The sequence below is a fragment of the Paenibacillus polymyxa genome, assembly GCF_001719045.1.
Taxonomy (GTDB): domain Bacteria; phylum Bacillota; class Bacilli; order Paenibacillales; family Paenibacillaceae; genus Paenibacillus; species Paenibacillus polymyxa_B.
Genome location: NZ_CP015423.1, coordinates 4,456,322 through 4,472,428, shown reverse-complemented (window position 1 = coordinate 4,472,428; position 16,107 = coordinate 4,456,322). Strand labels below are relative to the sequence as shown.

At 47.6% G+C, this 16,107-nt stretch carries 12 protein-coding genes; 2 read left to right on the top strand and 10 right to left on the bottom strand.

Annotated features, from left to right (window positions below; all coding sequences use genetic code 11):
- Positions 1-32: 32 nt before the first annotated feature.
- Together AOU00_RS20080 and AOU00_RS20075 are read right to left on the bottom strand one after the other, a co-directional pair.
- The gene (locus AOU00_RS20080; protein WP_029516490.1) at positions 33-419 is read right to left on the bottom strand and encodes a spore coat protein; all 387 of its coding nucleotides are present in this window, start codon (positions 417-419) and stop codon (positions 33-35) included.
- 31 nt (positions 420-450) lie between these two features.
- The gene (locus AOU00_RS20075; RefSeq protein WP_061829136.1) at positions 451-687 is read right to left on the bottom strand and encodes a hypothetical protein; all 237 of its coding nucleotides are present in this window, start codon (positions 685-687) and stop codon (positions 451-453) included.
- A 113-nt stretch (positions 688-800) separates the two neighbouring features.
- Here AOU00_RS20075 and AOU00_RS20070 point away from each other — a divergent pair, with 113 nt between their 5' ends.
- A complete protein-coding gene (locus tag AOU00_RS20070; protein ID WP_069291478.1) occupies positions 801-2,039 on the top strand; it encodes an NAD(P)/FAD-dependent oxidoreductase in 1,239 nt (412 codons plus the stop codon).
- 80 nt (positions 2,040-2,119) lie between these two features.
- On the opposite strand, the gene AOU00_RS20065 is transcribed toward AOU00_RS20070, so the two are convergent.
- From AOU00_RS20065 to AOU00_RS20050, 4 genes are all read right to left on the bottom strand, one after another.
- Positions 2,120-3,373, bottom strand: a complete 1,254-nt coding sequence (locus tag AOU00_RS20065; protein WP_061829135.1) for an MFS transporter — start codon at positions 3,371-3,373, stop codon at positions 2,120-2,122.
- A gap of 116 nt (positions 3,374-3,489) precedes the next feature.
- Positions 3,490-4,197, bottom strand: coding sequence for a hypothetical protein (locus AOU00_RS20060; RefSeq protein ID WP_069291477.1), 708 nt, complete (start codon positions 4,195-4,197; stop codon positions 3,490-3,492).
- A 54-nt stretch (positions 4,198-4,251) separates the two neighbouring features.
- Positions 4,252-4,665 (bottom strand): DUF350 domain-containing protein, encoded by a 414-nt coding sequence (locus tag AOU00_RS20055; RefSeq protein WP_013309402.1) that lies wholly within the window; start codon positions 4,663-4,665, stop codon positions 4,252-4,254.
- 58 nt (positions 4,666-4,723) lie between these two features.
- Positions 4,724-7,093, bottom strand: coding sequence for an endonuclease MutS2 (locus AOU00_RS20050; protein WP_069291476.1), 2,370 nt, complete (start codon positions 7,091-7,093; stop codon positions 4,724-4,726).
- Between the two features lie 152 nt (positions 7,094-7,245).
- On the opposite strand from AOU00_RS20050, the gene AOU00_RS20045 reads away from it, so the two are divergent.
- On the top strand, positions 7,246-7,605 hold the full coding sequence (locus AOU00_RS20045; RefSeq protein ID WP_023987773.1) for a phage holin family protein: 360 nt from the start codon (positions 7,246-7,248) through the stop codon (positions 7,603-7,605).
- Positions 7,606-7,753: 148 nt separating this feature from the next.
- Here the strand turns inward: AOU00_RS20045 and AOU00_RS20040 are convergent, their stop codons facing one another.
- From AOU00_RS20040 to abc-f, 4 genes are all read right to left on the bottom strand, one after another.
- A complete protein-coding gene (locus AOU00_RS20040; RefSeq protein ID WP_069291475.1) occupies positions 7,754-9,778 on the bottom strand; it encodes a cell division protein ZapA in 2,025 nt (674 codons plus the stop codon).
- A 209-nt stretch (positions 9,779-9,987) separates the two neighbouring features.
- Entirely contained in the window at positions 9,988-12,435 is a 2,448-nt protein-coding gene (gene pheT / locus AOU00_RS20035; RefSeq protein ID WP_069291474.1) for a phenylalanine--tRNA ligase subunit beta, read from the bottom strand.
- 28 nt (positions 12,436-12,463) lie between these two features.
- A complete protein-coding gene (gene pheS / locus AOU00_RS20030) occupies positions 12,464-13,495 on the bottom strand; it encodes a phenylalanine--tRNA ligase subunit alpha (RefSeq protein ID WP_269321413.1) in 1,032 nt (343 codons plus the stop codon).
- A gap of 449 nt (positions 13,496-13,944) precedes the next feature.
- On the bottom strand, positions 13,945-15,795 hold the full coding sequence (abc-f, locus tag AOU00_RS20025; protein WP_069291473.1) for a ribosomal protection-like ABC-F family protein: 1,851 nt from the start codon (positions 15,793-15,795) through the stop codon (positions 13,945-13,947).
- Positions 15,796-16,107: the final 312 nt, after the last annotated feature.

Here is a 16,107-nt window from a genome sequence, read left to right as displayed (position 1 = left end):
TGGGAATCTGCTTCAAAAACGAAAAATCCCGTTTACATATAATAAGGGTTGTTTTGATGAGTAGACTGGCCTTGCTGGTGCATAGATTGGCCATATACTCCCGCGGATGCCGACTTTTGCTGAATGAACTGTTGGCATTCTTGTTGGGTCTTGCGAGCTTCTTGAATCTGTTTGTCCAAATCGATGCGCAGTGCTTTAGTCGGAGTGGCATACATATTGTTTTGGCTCATCAGATGATACAAATCACCTTGCAGACGCAATGTATCATTCGTAAGGTCGGTGAACATCTGACGCACAGACGGGCAATTGGATTCTGTCGTCGCCGTTGTGTACTCGCGCACCGTACGTTTCATATCAGCAAGAATGGTATAGAGCAAATCTTCTTCGGGCATAAATGACATATTGTTTTGTGAATACATTCTGTCAAACCTCCTTTATTGTAAATCCAAATTACTGCTGCGGTTGCATTGGGGCAAGCTGCTGATGCTGTTGAAGAGCATTAGAAAGCAGATTCAAGTGGTGCTCATGAGTTCTTGCCAGTTGCAAACAGGCTTGTTGGATGGCTGGGTGCTGAATAGAAGCCGCTGTCGCCGCACTTTGTTTGAGTAGTAGTTCTTCATTGGAAATGGAGTCCACGATGTACTCCAGCTCTTTACCTGACAAGGGTTGCATGTTCGTAGATTGCATAATCTCTGTGCCTCCTTGAATGTTTTGTTGCACGCTGGTTATCTTGTCCGTTTGGCGAAATACTATGTACACCTAAGAAATACTACATATTACCTTATGAGGAGTGCATTTATATGGAATTGATAAGCGGGAATACATATTGGCCCAGTACCTTGGAGAAAATGTTGGATTTCCCGCCTTTGGCAGAGGATTTAAATTGTGATGTATTGATCATCGGTGGCGGCATGGGTGGATCCATCTGCTCCCGACTGTTGGGAGAACGACAGGTAGACGCCGTGGTTATTGACAAACGCAAGCTAGTACATGGAAGTTCTTCGGCCAATACCGGGCTGCTGCAATATAGCAGTGATAAGACCTTAACTTCCTTCATCAATACGTTTGGTGAAATAAACGGTGTACTGTTTTACCGTATGTGTAAAGATGCTCTGGATCAGTTGGAAAAACTGTCTACCACGCTGGAAATTGATCCGTCTTTTTCACGCCGAAGTAGCCTGTACTATGCAAGTACATCGGAGGATGTGCAGACACTTCAGGAAGAGTACAAACAGCTAACCCGGTTTGGATTTCCCGTCGAATACTGGGATGATCAACAGATTGCTGCCCGATTTCCTTTCCGAAAACCAGCAGCCTTATATACACGCGAAGATGCCGAGGTTAATCCATTTTTGTTCGCCCAAGGACTGCTGCGATCTGCCAGCCGTCTTGGTGTTCGCTTATATGAGCATACGGAAGCCAAGCATTTTGAATTTAACGAAAATGAAGTTGTTTGTCATACCAACGGTGGAATTATCCGAGCGAAAAAAGTTATTTTTGCAACAGGTTATGAAACACAAGAGATTAAAACAGACCGCGGAGCCGTTCTGGAAAGCTCATATGCTATCGCCACCAATCCAATCGGAGATACTCCCTTATGGCATGAACAGTGTCTCATCTGGGAAACCGCTCGTCCTTATCTATATATGCGCTCCACACCGGAAGGACGCATTATTATTGGTGGTTTAGACGAACCTGTACTGGACGCCAATCAACGTGAAATCAGGCTGCTGCACCAACAGCAAAAGCTGCTACAAACGTTACAGGAATTTTTTCCGGGTATATCATTTCAGATCGACTTTGCATGGGCTGCTGTATTCGGCTCCTCTCAAGACGGTTTGCCGTATATTGGTCCACATCCGCGTTTTCCCAACTGCTACTTTTTAGAGGGTTACGGGGGAAATGGAGCAGTCACGAGTATGATGGCCGCACAACTTTTGGCTGATGAACTGACGGGCACACACCGACCTGAAATGGAGCTTTATTCTTTGACCCGTACTACCAAGCCCTCGCCCGAAACAACGGAACCGATGGTTTAACGTGTGGAAACAAAAAAAGAACCTCCTTTCCCTTTAAGTGGGTCTGGAGGTCTTTTTTTAAATGTATTTTAAACTATAAACTATTCGGTTTGCTTGTGCCAGCGTTGTGCGTGGGAATGAGACTTGCTCTGCTTTGTCTTTTGTTCCATTTTCAGCACACTTCGCATAAAAAACCATCCGAGCACTGGCATCAATGCCAATCCAATCAACAACCAGATCATCGCCGTGGGAGCCTTGCTGATACTTAGGACACCCAAGAAAATGAGTGTTCCGGTCAATCGGCCTACCATTAAGCATAGTTCGCGTAGTACAACCAGTTCCACTCTCTGATTGGCATCTCCTTTACTCGTACCCATTAAATCAAAGCTGGCAGAAATCATGGGAATTAAATACAAGGGCATAAATAAAGCGGTGCCGATCCCCATAATCAGTAGTGTACTATACTCCATACGCCACAATAACGGTAAAAGCGCGATCACCAACAATACGGCACCCAACAGCATACCCGCCGAACGATAGTGTGGCTTGAGCCATTTTCCGACAGCCCAAAAGCTGAAAAATGAAACCGCCGATGTAATAAGTGAAAACTGCGCCAGCTTCCATTCCTGTTGAGTAGCTACATACACGAGCAGCGTAATCAGGAAGGCAAATACCCCTTCACGGATGCCCTGGGCAACAAGCGATAACGACAACGGACGCCACATACTCCCTTTTTGTGACAATCGCTGCTTGGGCTCCTTCCAATTGTAATTTCCTGTCGGCTTACGCTTGCGAAGAAAGAAACTAAGCACCACTCCTACGACATAAAAAGCCAAGGAAATACTGAATATCACGCGGTAACCTGCGTCATCCTCCATACGGGCAATAATCCAACCGGACAGCCAAGGTCCCACTATACCGGAAAACGAGCCTAGCAGACCCACCCATCCGTTAAAATGATCACGACTTGCCTGATCCGTGACTTCGAAAAAAATCACATTAAACGCCAGCCAGAATAAACCTAATGCTGCACCCAGCAGCATCCCGAGCGGCCATATGTAGTTCACAGCCTGCGGTCCCGTATATAACACGATCAGATAAAATAGGCCGGATAATGCGGTCCCCACGCGCAGGGCATTCATTTTGTTATGTTCCTTGACCCACTTTCCAGCCACCCAGACCATAATTCCCAGTGCAATTTGTTGACTGACATTAAACCAGCCGATCATCGCGTAATCCTGCCTGCTTTTCCACAAATACACGTTAAGAAATGTGCCTGACAATGCTGCTGCAAACACAAACAATCCATTCAAGCTTAATAGCAGAATGGATTGTCCGTTCAGGTTTGATTTCAATGCAGTTCCCCCTAACCGAAAAATCACCAATCAGCTTATTTCAAGCCAGCTTGTTCAAAGATTTCTTCGATTTAAGATGCCCGTATTGAGCTTGGGCCTATCCGGGGGATTGCTATTTAATTGTTGGAAATACCGCTGAGCTTCTCCAGCATCCGCAGTCGGTCATTCTCTGATAGTGTCTGCTGGACATGGAAGCAGCTAGGACACACATAAACATTCAAGACGAACGGCAAATCCAGAACAGGCTTACCAAGCGCTGGAGACATCGACGGTTCAAAGCCTTCTCTGGTTACGGTTTGCGAACCCGCATGCAGCATGTACTCTCCACATTGGGAACATTCAAGAACCTCATCTTGTCTGTCGAGTATTTGTTCAGCACCTTGTTCATAAGCCATCAGATCCGCACCGCTTTCTTCGAATTTTTGCAAAGTATGCAGCACAGGCAGCTTATGAAGCTCATTATCCTGCAACAACGGTGCATCAACCGGTTTTTCAACTACGATTTCATCCTCTGCCTCATATAAAATATCCTGCTCCTCATCATCACCGAGCTGAATACTCAATGTACGATAACCCTTCAGGTCTTCTTTTCCATGAGAGTGGGGCGCCGGGGTGACAGAAGCCACATGATCATGTTTCGTCTCTTCATGTCCATGCTCACCAGCATGTCTATGCACAGGTGGAGAAACAAACTCATCTTCATCATCGGTGATGTCAGAGTACCCTTTCAGATCATTATGGCAATAAGGACACTCTTCCTCAGGTCCTAATTCTTCATCCCAAATAATTTCCATGTTACACCATGGACAAATAGTCATTTCCAAGCTTTATCATCCTTCCGTTCCAAGCGTATACCAAGCTCTAGTATACAAGATGTGTCAAGTTACACTGGCACCGATCACATAAGATAAAGATATGGAAATAATCATGGAGAACAAGCCGACAGCACGATTATCCTCTTTAATCTGTTGATCGATAGAAAATACCGGTGTTAGAAACTCAAAAAGAAAGTACGCCGCAAGTAGCAGTAAAAAGCCAACGAACGACCAAATCATCGTATCATAAACACTAGATTTGGCTTCCATCGCAAAGCGGAGCACGTTGCAAATACCGAACATTTTCCCTCCCGTAGCCATGGCTACCGAAACATTGCCGCGCTTGATCTCTTCCCAGCATTTATAGCGGGTTACCAGCTCAAAACACGACAAAAATACAATTAGCTCCAGCACCGCCACCGAGAAATAACCCAGCATCATCCCCAACGGATGTGACAGCAATTCATCAATCGCCATCTTCACTTCGTCCCTCCCGTTCTACCAAGCGTTCCCGGGCAAAGCCGGCAACCCATAGCTATTCCAATTCAGCAACTGTTACGCCTGTGCCGCCTTCATTGTAATTACCGATACGGTAGCTTTTCACATGTTTATGCTTGCGGAGGTACTCCTGAATACCGGTTCTCAGGACACCTGTACCTTTGCCATGTATAATGTGTACCTGACCCAGATTGGCCAGAAACGCTTCATCCATGAAGCGGTCCACTTCCATCAAGGCTTCCTCCACATTCGCCCCCCGAAGATCAAGTTCACTTCGTACGTTATCATCCCGTGTCCGCTTAACGCCAGTCACTGGTTTTTGAACTCTTGGAGTCGTTGTTTGTGCAGGTTGCAGTAGTTCCAGATCATCCAGACTGACCTTCATCTTCATGATTCCCAGTTGAACCACAGCTTCCTTGGTACCGGACAGTTCAACCACGTGGCCTTTTTTATTCAGACTGTGAACGGATACTTCATCGCCAGCCATGATAGAACGAGTACGTGTAGCGGCTGGGCGTTTGACGGTACTTTTCTTGCGTTGCTTCGGTTCAGCCTCATCCAATTCTCTGCGAGCTGCAATCAGCTTATGCTCCTTAACCGAGGCCCCTTCTTCCTGAGCCAATTTACGCAAATCAGTAATGATTTTCTCTGCTTCACTACGAGCCTTATCCACGAGAACTCTTGCTTCGTCCTCAGCTTTTTCCAGCATACGGTCCCGTTGGGACTCCAGCTTATCCAACTCCGTCTGATGACGGCTACGCAATGCTTCCATTTCCTTACGCAGCTGCTCCGCTTTTTCCCGTTCTTGCTCAGCTGTTAAACGGTTCTGCTCCAGTGACGCGATCATGTGCTCGACGCGCTGGTCTTCTTCCGTTACCTCACCACGGGCATAGTCTAAAATACGCCCTGGCAATCCCAATCGCTCGGCAATGGCAAATGCATTACTTCGTCCGGGAACACCGACCAGAAGGCGGTAAGTCGGGCTTAATGTAGCGACATCAAACTCCATGCTTGCATTAATAATTCCTTTACGTTCATAGGCATACGCCTTCAATTCACTATAGTGAGTCGTGGCAACCATACGGCAACCCATGGCATGTATATGCTCCAAAATGGATACAGCTAGAGCCGAACCTTCCGCGGGGTCCGTTCCTGCCCCCACTTCGTCAAGCAATACAAGACTTTTGGGCGTCATATTTTTCAGGATGCTAATGATATTGGTCATGTGACTGGAAAATGTACTCAAGTTTTGCTCAATGCTCTGCTCGTCACCAATATCGGCATAGATTGCATCAAATACACACAGCTGGCTTTCATCCTCAACAGGTACAAACAGTCCAGACATCGCCATCAAACTAAGCAGACCGATGGTTTTCAGAGTAACGGTTTTCCCCCCTGTGTTCGGTCCGGTAACGATAATGGAGGTGTATGAATTGCCCAACTCCACATCAATGGGAACAACCTGCTCCAACGGAATTAGGGGATGTCTGCCCTTTTTCAGCTTCAAGTACCCGCGGTCATTCATTAAAGGCAAGGTTGCCTTCATTTCACGGGCGAGACGCGCTTTTGCAAAAATAAAATCAAGATTGCCCAATATGTCCACATCATACAGCAACATATCTGCTTGTTCTGCGACAAGTGCGGTCAGCTTCTGTAAAATGACTTCAATTTCACGCTCTTCTCTCAGCCTTGTTTCCCTCAGCTTATTGTTCATGGCTACAATGGATTCAGGCTCGATAAACAATGTTGCGCCAGACCCGGATTGATCATGCACAATTCCGCCAAAATAAGAACGGTATTCGGCCTTAACTGGGATCACAAACCGATCTCCACGAATCGTTATCAACTGATCTTGAAGCATTTTGGATACAGTTGAGGAACGAATCATGGAATCCAGCTTTTCACGAATACGCACTTCTCCCGAGCGCAGCTCCCGACGGATTTGAGAAAGCTCTGTGCTGGCAGAATCCAGCACCTCTGCATTTTCATCAATACAGCCTTTAATGGAGTTTTCTAAACCTCTCTGCTCCGAAAGCTGCTCGCTCCAATACAGCAATGTTTCGACAGGATTTTCCTCATGCAAACTTGCCACGTATACCTGTATACGGCGTGCGGCCTGAACTGTTGTCCGAATGCCAAGCAACTCCTGCGGGCTTAACGTTCCGCCAATACGGGCACGCTTCACTGCCGGAGTGATATCCACTACTCCGTTAAATGAAGGCACTCCTTTGAGTCGATCAGCAGCATAGGCCTCATCCGTACCTTTCAGCATTTTCTTGATATGCTCCAAATCATCGCTGGGCTGTAGTCGAAGGGCTGTCTGTTGTCCCGTTGCCGTTTGGGCATAGTGACTTAGTTTATTTAGAATTTTTTGATATTCAAGGGTTTTAAAAATTTTAGAGTCCAACTTCACTACTCCTTTCACATATATCTATATTATACCGAAAGCAGCAAACTTACGCTATTTGCCAACTCTCTTTTACACATAAGAAAGCTCTTCATGCCACACACTAACCTTTGTCTAACCCTGTAAATTCAAAAAACAAAGGAGGTTATTCCGTGAGCATTCTCGGGCACATTGTACGTTTCATCGTTGCCGCTCTGGTGCTGATGGTCGTAAGCTGGATCGTTCCCGGATTTAGTGTAGGCGGCTTTTGGAGCGCGCTGATTCTTGCCATTGTCATCGCCTTGGTTGGTTACATTATCGAGGCAGTGTTCGGCCGACGCGTTTCTCCATTTGGACGCGGTATCGTAGGTTTTCTTGTGAGCGCTCTGGTGATCTGGATCGCTCAATATGTGGTGACCAATGTCAGTGTTTCCGTTCTGGGCGCATTGCTCGCTGCATTGGTTATCGGGATTATCGACCTGTTTATTCCGGTATCGACACCGTTTGAAGCAGGTCGCAAAGACGGGAAATAACTTCAATAGAACTCCCGACAAAGCTGTCCCGAAGCAGATTTCGTCTGCCAAAGGACAGCTTTGTGTCATATAACCTCTGAGTGGATACAAAAGCAAACAATCCCCGGCGATGAGCAGCCGGGGATTGCCTTACATTTTTAATCCGTATCTACTGATCCTGTTCGATAAGTTCAATCCATTCATTGTACTCCGTTTGAAGTTTAGTGTATTCTTCCTGTAATTGACGTAATTCTGTAGAAATCTTCTCCGTATTTTCCCGATCTACGTCCTGTTGTACTTGTAACAGACGAAGCTGATGCGCCGCCATTTCATATTTTTGACCCACTTCGTCCAATTCAGACTGCAAGGCCATTCGTTCCTGCTCTATGGACTGCTGTTCAGCTTTCGCTGTTTTGGCAGCTTCAACCGCCAAACGAGTCTCCTCCTGAAGCTGTTCCTTTTGTTCAACGGTTACCGCTATTTCCCGTTCCCAAGATGCAAATTCTTCCTTACGGGCAGCATCTTCAGCTTCCAGACGTTCCGCTTCTGCCTTCAACTGATCGTATTTAAGTTGCCACTCTAAAGATTCTTCCTCAGCACGTTCCAGTTTACTCCGCCGTTCGTGATCTTCCTGTTGAAGCTGCTTAATATTCTGCTCCAGCTGTCCAGCTCGGCTCTTCATGCTTCCATATTGCTCCTGAAGCGATTGATACGCCTTAGCTCCCTCTTGCTCTCGGACTTTGGCTTTCTCAAGCTCATCCTGAACGCGAATCAGCTCAGGTGAAAGCTCCTTGATTCTCGCTTCAAGTTGAACTAGCCGTTGCTGTTGTGAAGCAAATTTATCATTAATAGCTTCGAGCTCAGCCTCTGCGTGCTGTAATTGCTCCTGTATCGCTTCCTTCTGTTCACGTGCTTCCAGCAGGGAGAGCTCCAGCTCATCAACTGCCAACTGGCGTTCTTCTGCAAGCTTCTTCCATGACTTCTCGCTTTCAGCTAGCGTAGCCAGCTCACTTTGCAGCTTGCGAGAAGATACGTGAGCTTGCTCCAGCAGCTTCTGCATCCGCCGCTGTTCTTCCTCCAGCTTAGCCGTCTGCTGCTGCGTAGCCTTGGCTTCAGCTTCTAATTGATCATATCGGCTTTGCAGTTCTTCACGCGCAAGCGTATCTGCCTGCTCTCGCTCTATCGCAGCCTGTCGCTGTGTTTCCAGCACAGACTCCAGCTCGGACTGTTGTTGCTTCAGTACTCTTGCTTGTTCTTGAGCCTCTCCCAGACGAGAAACAAGCTCTGTACTGCCTGCTTGTACTTGTTCTAATTGTTCCTGAAGCTCCTCAACCCGAATCTCCTGCTCCAGTGCAGCTTCATCAGCTCGCTTCTGCGCTTCCTGATGCTGGAGCTTTTCTTCATTCAACGCCAATTCAGCCTGTTTACGTTCCTGCTCCAGCTGCTCATTCAGCCCTGAGCACTTGGTCTGCCATTCGCTTACCTTCTTACTATGCTCTTGCTGCAAAGCAGATCGCAGCTTGTCCAGTTCTATATGCTTTTGCTCCTGATGAGTCTTCTCTGCAGCTGACAGCTTGGCTTCAGCCTGTTTAGTCGCTTCAGCTACTTCCTTCTTCATCTGCTCTTCTATTTGCCGGATACGGGCATTAGCCGCCTCCTGCTGCTCTTTCAGCTTGCGAGAAGCTTCTTGACGAGACTCCTCCAATTCACGTTTAGCTTGTTTTTGTCCATTTTCAAGTTCAGTCGCTTTTTTCTCCTGCTGTTCCAGCTTTGCCTTCAATTGGGCAATCTCTTTGGCTGATACAGATTCGGTTTCCATCAGCTTCTTCTGCGTTGCTTCCTTTTCTTCCTTTAGTTGAATAAAAGATTGATGCAGATCTGTATTTTTTTGCTGCTGTTCCCCTAGAGCCGTCTGGAGTTGCGCCAGATCTCCCCGGAGCTCTGCTCGTTCCGCTGCTAAGCGGTTCATATGACTCTGAATTTCCTGAATTTGTACAGCTTCTTCTGCCATATGAACCGCAGCCAACACGGCAATTCGGGGCATATCCAGACGCGAATGAGCTTGAGAAATGCTGTGCATACGCTCATCCACGTAATTGGCAACCTGCTTCATATAATCGGTATTGCTGCCGACGAGTTTATAAGAAGTACCGTAGATCTCTACAGTGACGCGAGTACGATCTGGTGTAGTCACAATTATGCCCTCCTTCAATACTACTATATGTTGATTCTAAGGTGTGTCCGGTACTATGGTAACCCGCCTTCCGTGAAGCGTTCAACCTTATTAGTCCGGCTTCCCCGCAGCGGGTAAATATCAGAGTAAGAGAGCTTCTATGATGATAGGCCAAAAAGCCGTATCGAACCTCTGTCACTAAGATTCGATACGGCTTCCCGCATTTCCTGCTACTTTCTCAATTCCGCTCCAAAAGTTTGTTCCAGAGACGTAACGACAGGAGTATGCGCCGCATTGATCTCTTCATCCGTCAACGTATGTTCCCAATGACGATAGGTCAGAGAGATAGCTACGCTCTTCTTATCTTCACCAAGCTTACTGCCTGTAAATACATCAAACACTCGTGCATCCTGCAACAGCTCTCCGCCTGCAGCGTGAATAACACGAAGCAGTTCACCTGCCTCAACGTCTTTATTCACCACGAGGGCAATGTCACGTTCCACGGATGGGAAGCGAGCCAGCTCTCTGAACTGAATATGAGAGTTGGCGTGTTCAACGACCTGTTGCAACGCAATTTCCGCTACATACGTATCGTTCAGCCCATAAGATTGTTGCAGCTCCGGATGAATCTGCCCAATGGTACCGATCCGTTGGGAGTTTCCATTCACATCCAGCCATACCGAAGCGGAACGGCCCGGATGGTAGCTTTGTGGTTGGTCAGCCACATAACGAATGCTGGCACTCAATCCGAAATAGTCAAACACCGTTTCAAGCGCGCCTTTAATATCAAAGAAATCAACCTTTTCAGCACCAATATTCCATTGTTTTTCACGGCGTACCCCAGTCAGCAGTAGACTAAGCACTTGAATTTCCTGCGGCTGACGGGTTAATGTTTGTTCCTCTGTATAAAATACCGTTCCCATCTCAAAAATCGCCAGATTGTCTTGCTTGCGATTCATGTTGTACACTGCTGTATCCAGCATCTGTGGAATGATACTCGTACGCAAAACACTACGGTCTTCACTCATAGGCATAGCCAAACGTACCGGATGGCTACCTTCTGTCAGGGCATTAAATAACCCTGTACTTTGCGGATGTACAAAAGAGTAACTGATCGTCTCCTGCCAACCACCATGAGCCAGCAATCTGCGCAGGGAGCGACGCAATGATTGCGATGCTGTCAAAGCTCCCGGAGTTGTAGGACCTTCAATCGGCGTGGTCGGGATATTGTCGTAACCATACAGACGAGCTACCTCTTCGATTAAGTCCACGTCAATGGTAATATCTCCACGGCGTGTAGGAACTTGAATTTCCAGTACCCCTTGCTCTACGTCGCCACATCCGAAATGAAGTCTACCGAAAATCGTTTTCACCTCAAGCAGCGACAGTTCGGTTCCCAAATATCGGTTTATTTTATCTAGCGACAGCTTGATAATGCGGTTTTCAGCTTTTGCAGACGCTGATTCTACGATGCCCTGGTGTACAGTGCCTCCCGCATAACGCTGAATCAGCGCAGCTGCACGATTCACAGCAGGCACAACAGCGCCTGGATCAACCTCTTTTTCAAAACGCAGACTTGCTTCCGAACGCAGTCCAAGTTGACGGGATGTTTTGCGAACTGTACCGCCGTCAAACTTGGCAGATTCCAGCGCAATGCTGACCGTCGCATCCGTAACCTCGGAATTGGCTCCACCCATCACGCCTGCCAATGCAATGGGTTTCACACCGTCTGTAATCAGCAGCATATGCGGCTCCAACTTACGCTCCTGATCGTCAAGTGTAATCAATGTTTCGCCTGCACGAGCGAGTCGAACTTCAATATTTCCATTTTCCAGCTTATCCGCATCAAAAGCATGCAACGGCTGACCGTATTCCAGCATGACGTAGTTCGTAATATCTACGATGTTGTTGATCGGACGAACACCTGCCGCCATCAGACGGTTTTGAATCCATAACGGGGAAGCCCCCACTTTTACACCTGTGATATAACGGGCCGCATAGTGCGTACACAGTTCAGGAGTATCTACCTTCACAGACAGATGATCTGCCGCTGCATCGCTAATTTCAACCAGATCCTTAGCCGGGTCAGCCAGCGAAATGTCACGTCCCAGAATCGCACTCACTTCATATGCTGCTCCGTGCATGCTCAGGCAATCCGAACGGTTGGGTGTCAGATCAAAATCCAGCACCTGATCATCCAGCGCCAGCAGCTTCGTAATTGGCATACCAATTTCAGCATCCTCAGGCAGCACCAAAATACCTTCTTGCAATTCCTTTGGAAGCAGCTTGTCATTCATGCCCAGTTCTTTGGCCGAGCAGATCATGCCCATGGATACAACACCACGTAGCTTGGCCTTTTTAATGTGGAAATCTCCCGGCAACTTTGCACCTACAACTGCAACAGGAACCTTTTGACCTGCATCCACGTTTTTAGCACCACACACGATTTGCAGATCTTCCTCAAGACCTGCATCGACAATACATACATTCAGCTTATCAGCATCTGGATGCTTTTCCTTGCTTTTAACATAGCCGACAACGACACCAGTAATTCCTTGATTGCGCTGCTCGACCTCATCAATTTCTATGCCCGAACGGGTGATTTTCTCTGCTAGATCCTCCGCGCTTACCTGATCCAGCGATACATAATCGGACAGCCACTCGAATGATACTTTCATATGGGTTCACTTCCCTTGATATAGTTGTTTATTGACGCGCAAACTGTTTCAGGAACGACAGGTCACTGTTATAAAAATGGCGAATATCGTCGATACCGTATTTCAATATAGCAATCCGCTCTACACCCATACCGAATGCAAAGCCGCTGTACACCTCGGGATCAAAACCGCCCATCTCCAACACTTTCGGATGGACCATGCCACAGCCTAAAATTTCAATCCATACACGCTCGCCATTTTTCTTCACAAAAGTCACGTCTACTTCAGCGCTCGGCTCTGTGAACGGAAAGAAGCTTGGGCGCAAACGGATTTCGGTCGATTCTCCGAACATTTCGCGTGCAAATTGAAGTAAGGTTCCTTTCAAATCACTCATACGAATGTCTTTTCCAATGACAAGCCCTTCAATTTGGTGGAATTGAAAAGAATGCGTTGCATCGTCATCATCACGTCGGAAAACCGTACCCGGACAGATAACCTTAATAGGCGTTTCGCCCTTCATCGCTTCCATTGCACGAATCTGAACCGGTGACGTATGGGTACGCATCAACAGATCCTCAGTCAGATAAAATGAATCCTGCATATCCCGTGCTGGGTGATTTTTAGGCAGGTTCAATGCTTCGAAGTTATAATAATCCGTCTCTGCCTGTGGACCTTCAGCCACTCGATAGCCCATACCTGTAAAAATATCCTCGATTTGCTCAATCACTTTGTTGAGCGGGTGCAGTCCACCTTGCGGCAACGCGCGTCCAGGCAGCGTAACGTCGATCTTTTCCGCTTGCAAACGCTCATTTGTTTCTGCTTTCGTGAACTCGTCCTGCTTACGGTTAACGACTTCTTCAATCGCCTCGCGCACCTCATTAGCTACCTGTCCAACAACTGGACGCTCTTCCGCGCTCAGCTTGCCCATACCGCGCAAGATTTCAGTCAATGCGCCCTTTTTCCCCGAATATTTGACCCGTAAATCAGCCAGCTCCTTGGGTGTTGCCACCTTCTCCAATACTTCCAGTGCTTCTTCCTTCAAGGCCAGCAAATGTTCCTTCATTTGGATGGTTTCGCTCATCGCCTGTTCAGTCCCCTTTCTTCATTTCCAGCTTTTCAGACAACAAAAAAAGGTCTTTTCTCCCGGTAAGGGACGAAAAGACCGTGGTACCACCCTCGTTAGACAATAAGCTCAGCTCACCCAGCATTCTGCCTTACGGCAACTAGTTACAGGTGATTTTCATGCTATGCATCATCGTCTCGCTCTACACGTTGTAACGGTCGTGAACCGGTATCCCCTACTTGCACATTCGCCATTCACATGGCGTCTGAGGTTCAAGGAACTGCTCCGGAGCGAACTTCAACAGCCCAGTATTTGCAGAAACGCTCTCAATCCTACGGCGCTTCCTCCCTGTTCAATCGGACACTGTCTACTCTTCTCCATCAAGACATTTTCAAAAATTCGAACTATTGTTCATTATTATATGCAAACTACCGCGCTTTGGCAAGCAGGGCATACGTTTCATTTCTTTAGATATCGAGATCATCCAACCGCTCCAGATTTGCACGAATGCGCCTGATTTCGCTCAACAACTTCTCGTTTTCGTCATTCGTGCCCGTCATTCCCATCAACTCTGTAAGACGCAATTGTAATCGAAGCCGTTCCTCACGCCGCTCCTGGTCTTCTGGCTCCCGTTGACGGCTCCGCTCATCTTCTTGCTTTTCGTCAGCTGTCCCCTCATAGATTTCATATCCGCCCCCCGGCTTCATATCCAGTAACCGAGTTGCCGTGCACCTCACCAGCTCCCGATCATGTGAGACGAGCACCAGTGCTCCATCATAGTTGCGCAAAGAATCCTCTACAATTTCACGGGTTTCAATGTCAAAATAATTCGTGGGTTCATCCAGCACCAGCAGATTGGCTCCACTAAAGTACAGACGCAGAAAAGCTACCCTGCATTTTTCTCCCATACTGAGTGTCCCGATCCTTTTAAATACGTCCTCTTTCGCAAAAAGAAAGCAGCCCAACACCGTTCTCGCTTCTGTTTGAGTCATCGTCGGGAGTACAAGCAGACTGTCCAGCAACGTTTGATCCTCCGGAAGCTGCTCCAGCTCCTGTGAAAAATATCCGATGTTCAACTGTGGGTTGGTTGTGATTTTTCCTGTCTGCGGCTCCAGTTGACCTGTTAATAACCGAAGCAGCGTGGTTTTACCAATTCCATTGGGCCCCCGAACAGCCAGACGGTCTCCACGTGCAACGATCAGATTTAGATTTTTCACAATGATACGGTCGTCGTAGCTAAAGTCAACCTGCTCAGCACGCAGCAAATATTTTGCCTGAAACCCGCTGTCACTTAATTTCATGTGCAAAGACGCAGCCTCACGCGGTTGCTCTACTCTATTGGCTTCCAGTCGCTCCAGTTCCTTCTCCTTCGCATGGTAACGGGAAATATTCTTTTTAGCCTTGGCCTTATAAAAGCTCTGCGTAACGGCCATCTCAACCTTGGATGCGCCACGATGCGCCTGATGAAACCATTCCCTGTAATTTCGAATCGTTTCCTCCAGCGCCTGTTTCGCCAGCTCCTGCTTCCGATAGTTGGCTTCCTGCTCTCGCAGTTCTCGCTCCTTTTGCGCTTTATATTCCTTATAGCCGCCTTTATAGCGCCCAATACCTGTCGATGTGAGCTCAACTATACTCGTAGCCACCCGATCCAAAAAGGCTCTGTCATGCGATACAAACAGCAGTGTTCCCGGATACGTGGACAGCCACTGCTCCAGCCAAAGCAAGCTTTCGGCATCCAAATGGTTGGTCGGCTCATCCAGCACCAGCAGCTTCGGCTGCCTGACCATGAGTCCCGCTAATCGCACTCTCGTCTTCTGTCCGCCACTCAGGTCACCATAAGCAATGGACCACGTCTGGACAGGCATTCCCATTCGAGTGAGCGCCTTTTCCACCTCAGACTCCCAGGCAAAGCCTTGCAGGCGTTCGTATTCATCCATCAGCTCGCCGTAACGCTCCAGATGATTCTCCATATCCTTCCCAGCATTGGCTAGGTCAGCTTCCAGCTGTCCCAACGCTTGCTTGAGAAGCCAATGCCGAGGGCTGGCCTGCTGTGCGGCCTCCAGTGCGGTTCGAGACCAATCCACCGTATCCTGCTGCTTCAGCCAGCCCCGCTCTTCCAGTGGCAAATCATGCTCTACTTGACCAGAGGTTGGCGCTTCATCTCCCAGCAATATTCGCAATAGCGTCGTCTTACCTGCTCCATTTCTTCCAAACAGTGCGAGCCGTTCTCCTTCCATCACATCCAACGACACATTCTCAAATAAAGATGTCCCGTTCCAATCCTTTACTACATTGCGAATACGTAAAATCGTTCTCATACCGATCATCCTTTCCCAGTCCGGTTTTTTGACCCCGGAAGCAATAAAAAAAGCCGCAGAAGGCTACGGCTTGCATACAAGGAATATAGAATGACTGTTATGAATCGTCTCAGAACATACGCTTATAAAAATAAACCGTAAACGAATAAGCCAAATCCCGTTCCGGAATAAACGCATACGTCCCTACATTCATTTTCAGACACACTTCTCCCGTTGCAGCTTACAGCCGCCTGCCAGTAACTGTGCAGTTAAGTGGGAAAATCAGTGTGCTTACTTCATCGGACGTATGGTTACCTTCCTTTTCATGGGATA

Coding starts and splice junctions, on each gene's coding strand:
- AOU00_RS20080 (WP_029516490.1), bottom strand. CDS start 419: ATGTATTCACAAAACAATATGTCATTTATGCCCGAAGAAGATTTGCTC.
- AOU00_RS20075 (WP_061829136.1), bottom strand. CDS start 687: ATGCAATCTACGAACATGCAACCCTTGTCAGGTAAAGAGCTGGAGTAC.
- AOU00_RS20070 (WP_069291478.1), top strand. CDS start 801: ATGGAATTGATAAGCGGGAATACATATTGGCCCAGTACCTTGGAGAAA.
- AOU00_RS20055 (WP_013309402.1), bottom strand. CDS start 4,665: ATGGCGATTGATGAATTGCTGTCACATCCGTTGGGGATGATGCTGGGT.
- pheT (WP_069291474.1), bottom strand. CDS start 12,435: ATGAAAGTATCATTCGAGTGGCTGTCCGATTATGTATCGCTGGATCAG.
- pheS (WP_269321413.1), bottom strand. CDS start 13,495: ATGAGCGAAACCATCCAAATGAAGGAACATTTGCTGGCCTTGAAGGAA.
- abc-f (WP_069291473.1), bottom strand. CDS start 15,795: ATGAGAACGATTTTACGTATTCGCAATGTAGTAAAGGATTGGAACGGG.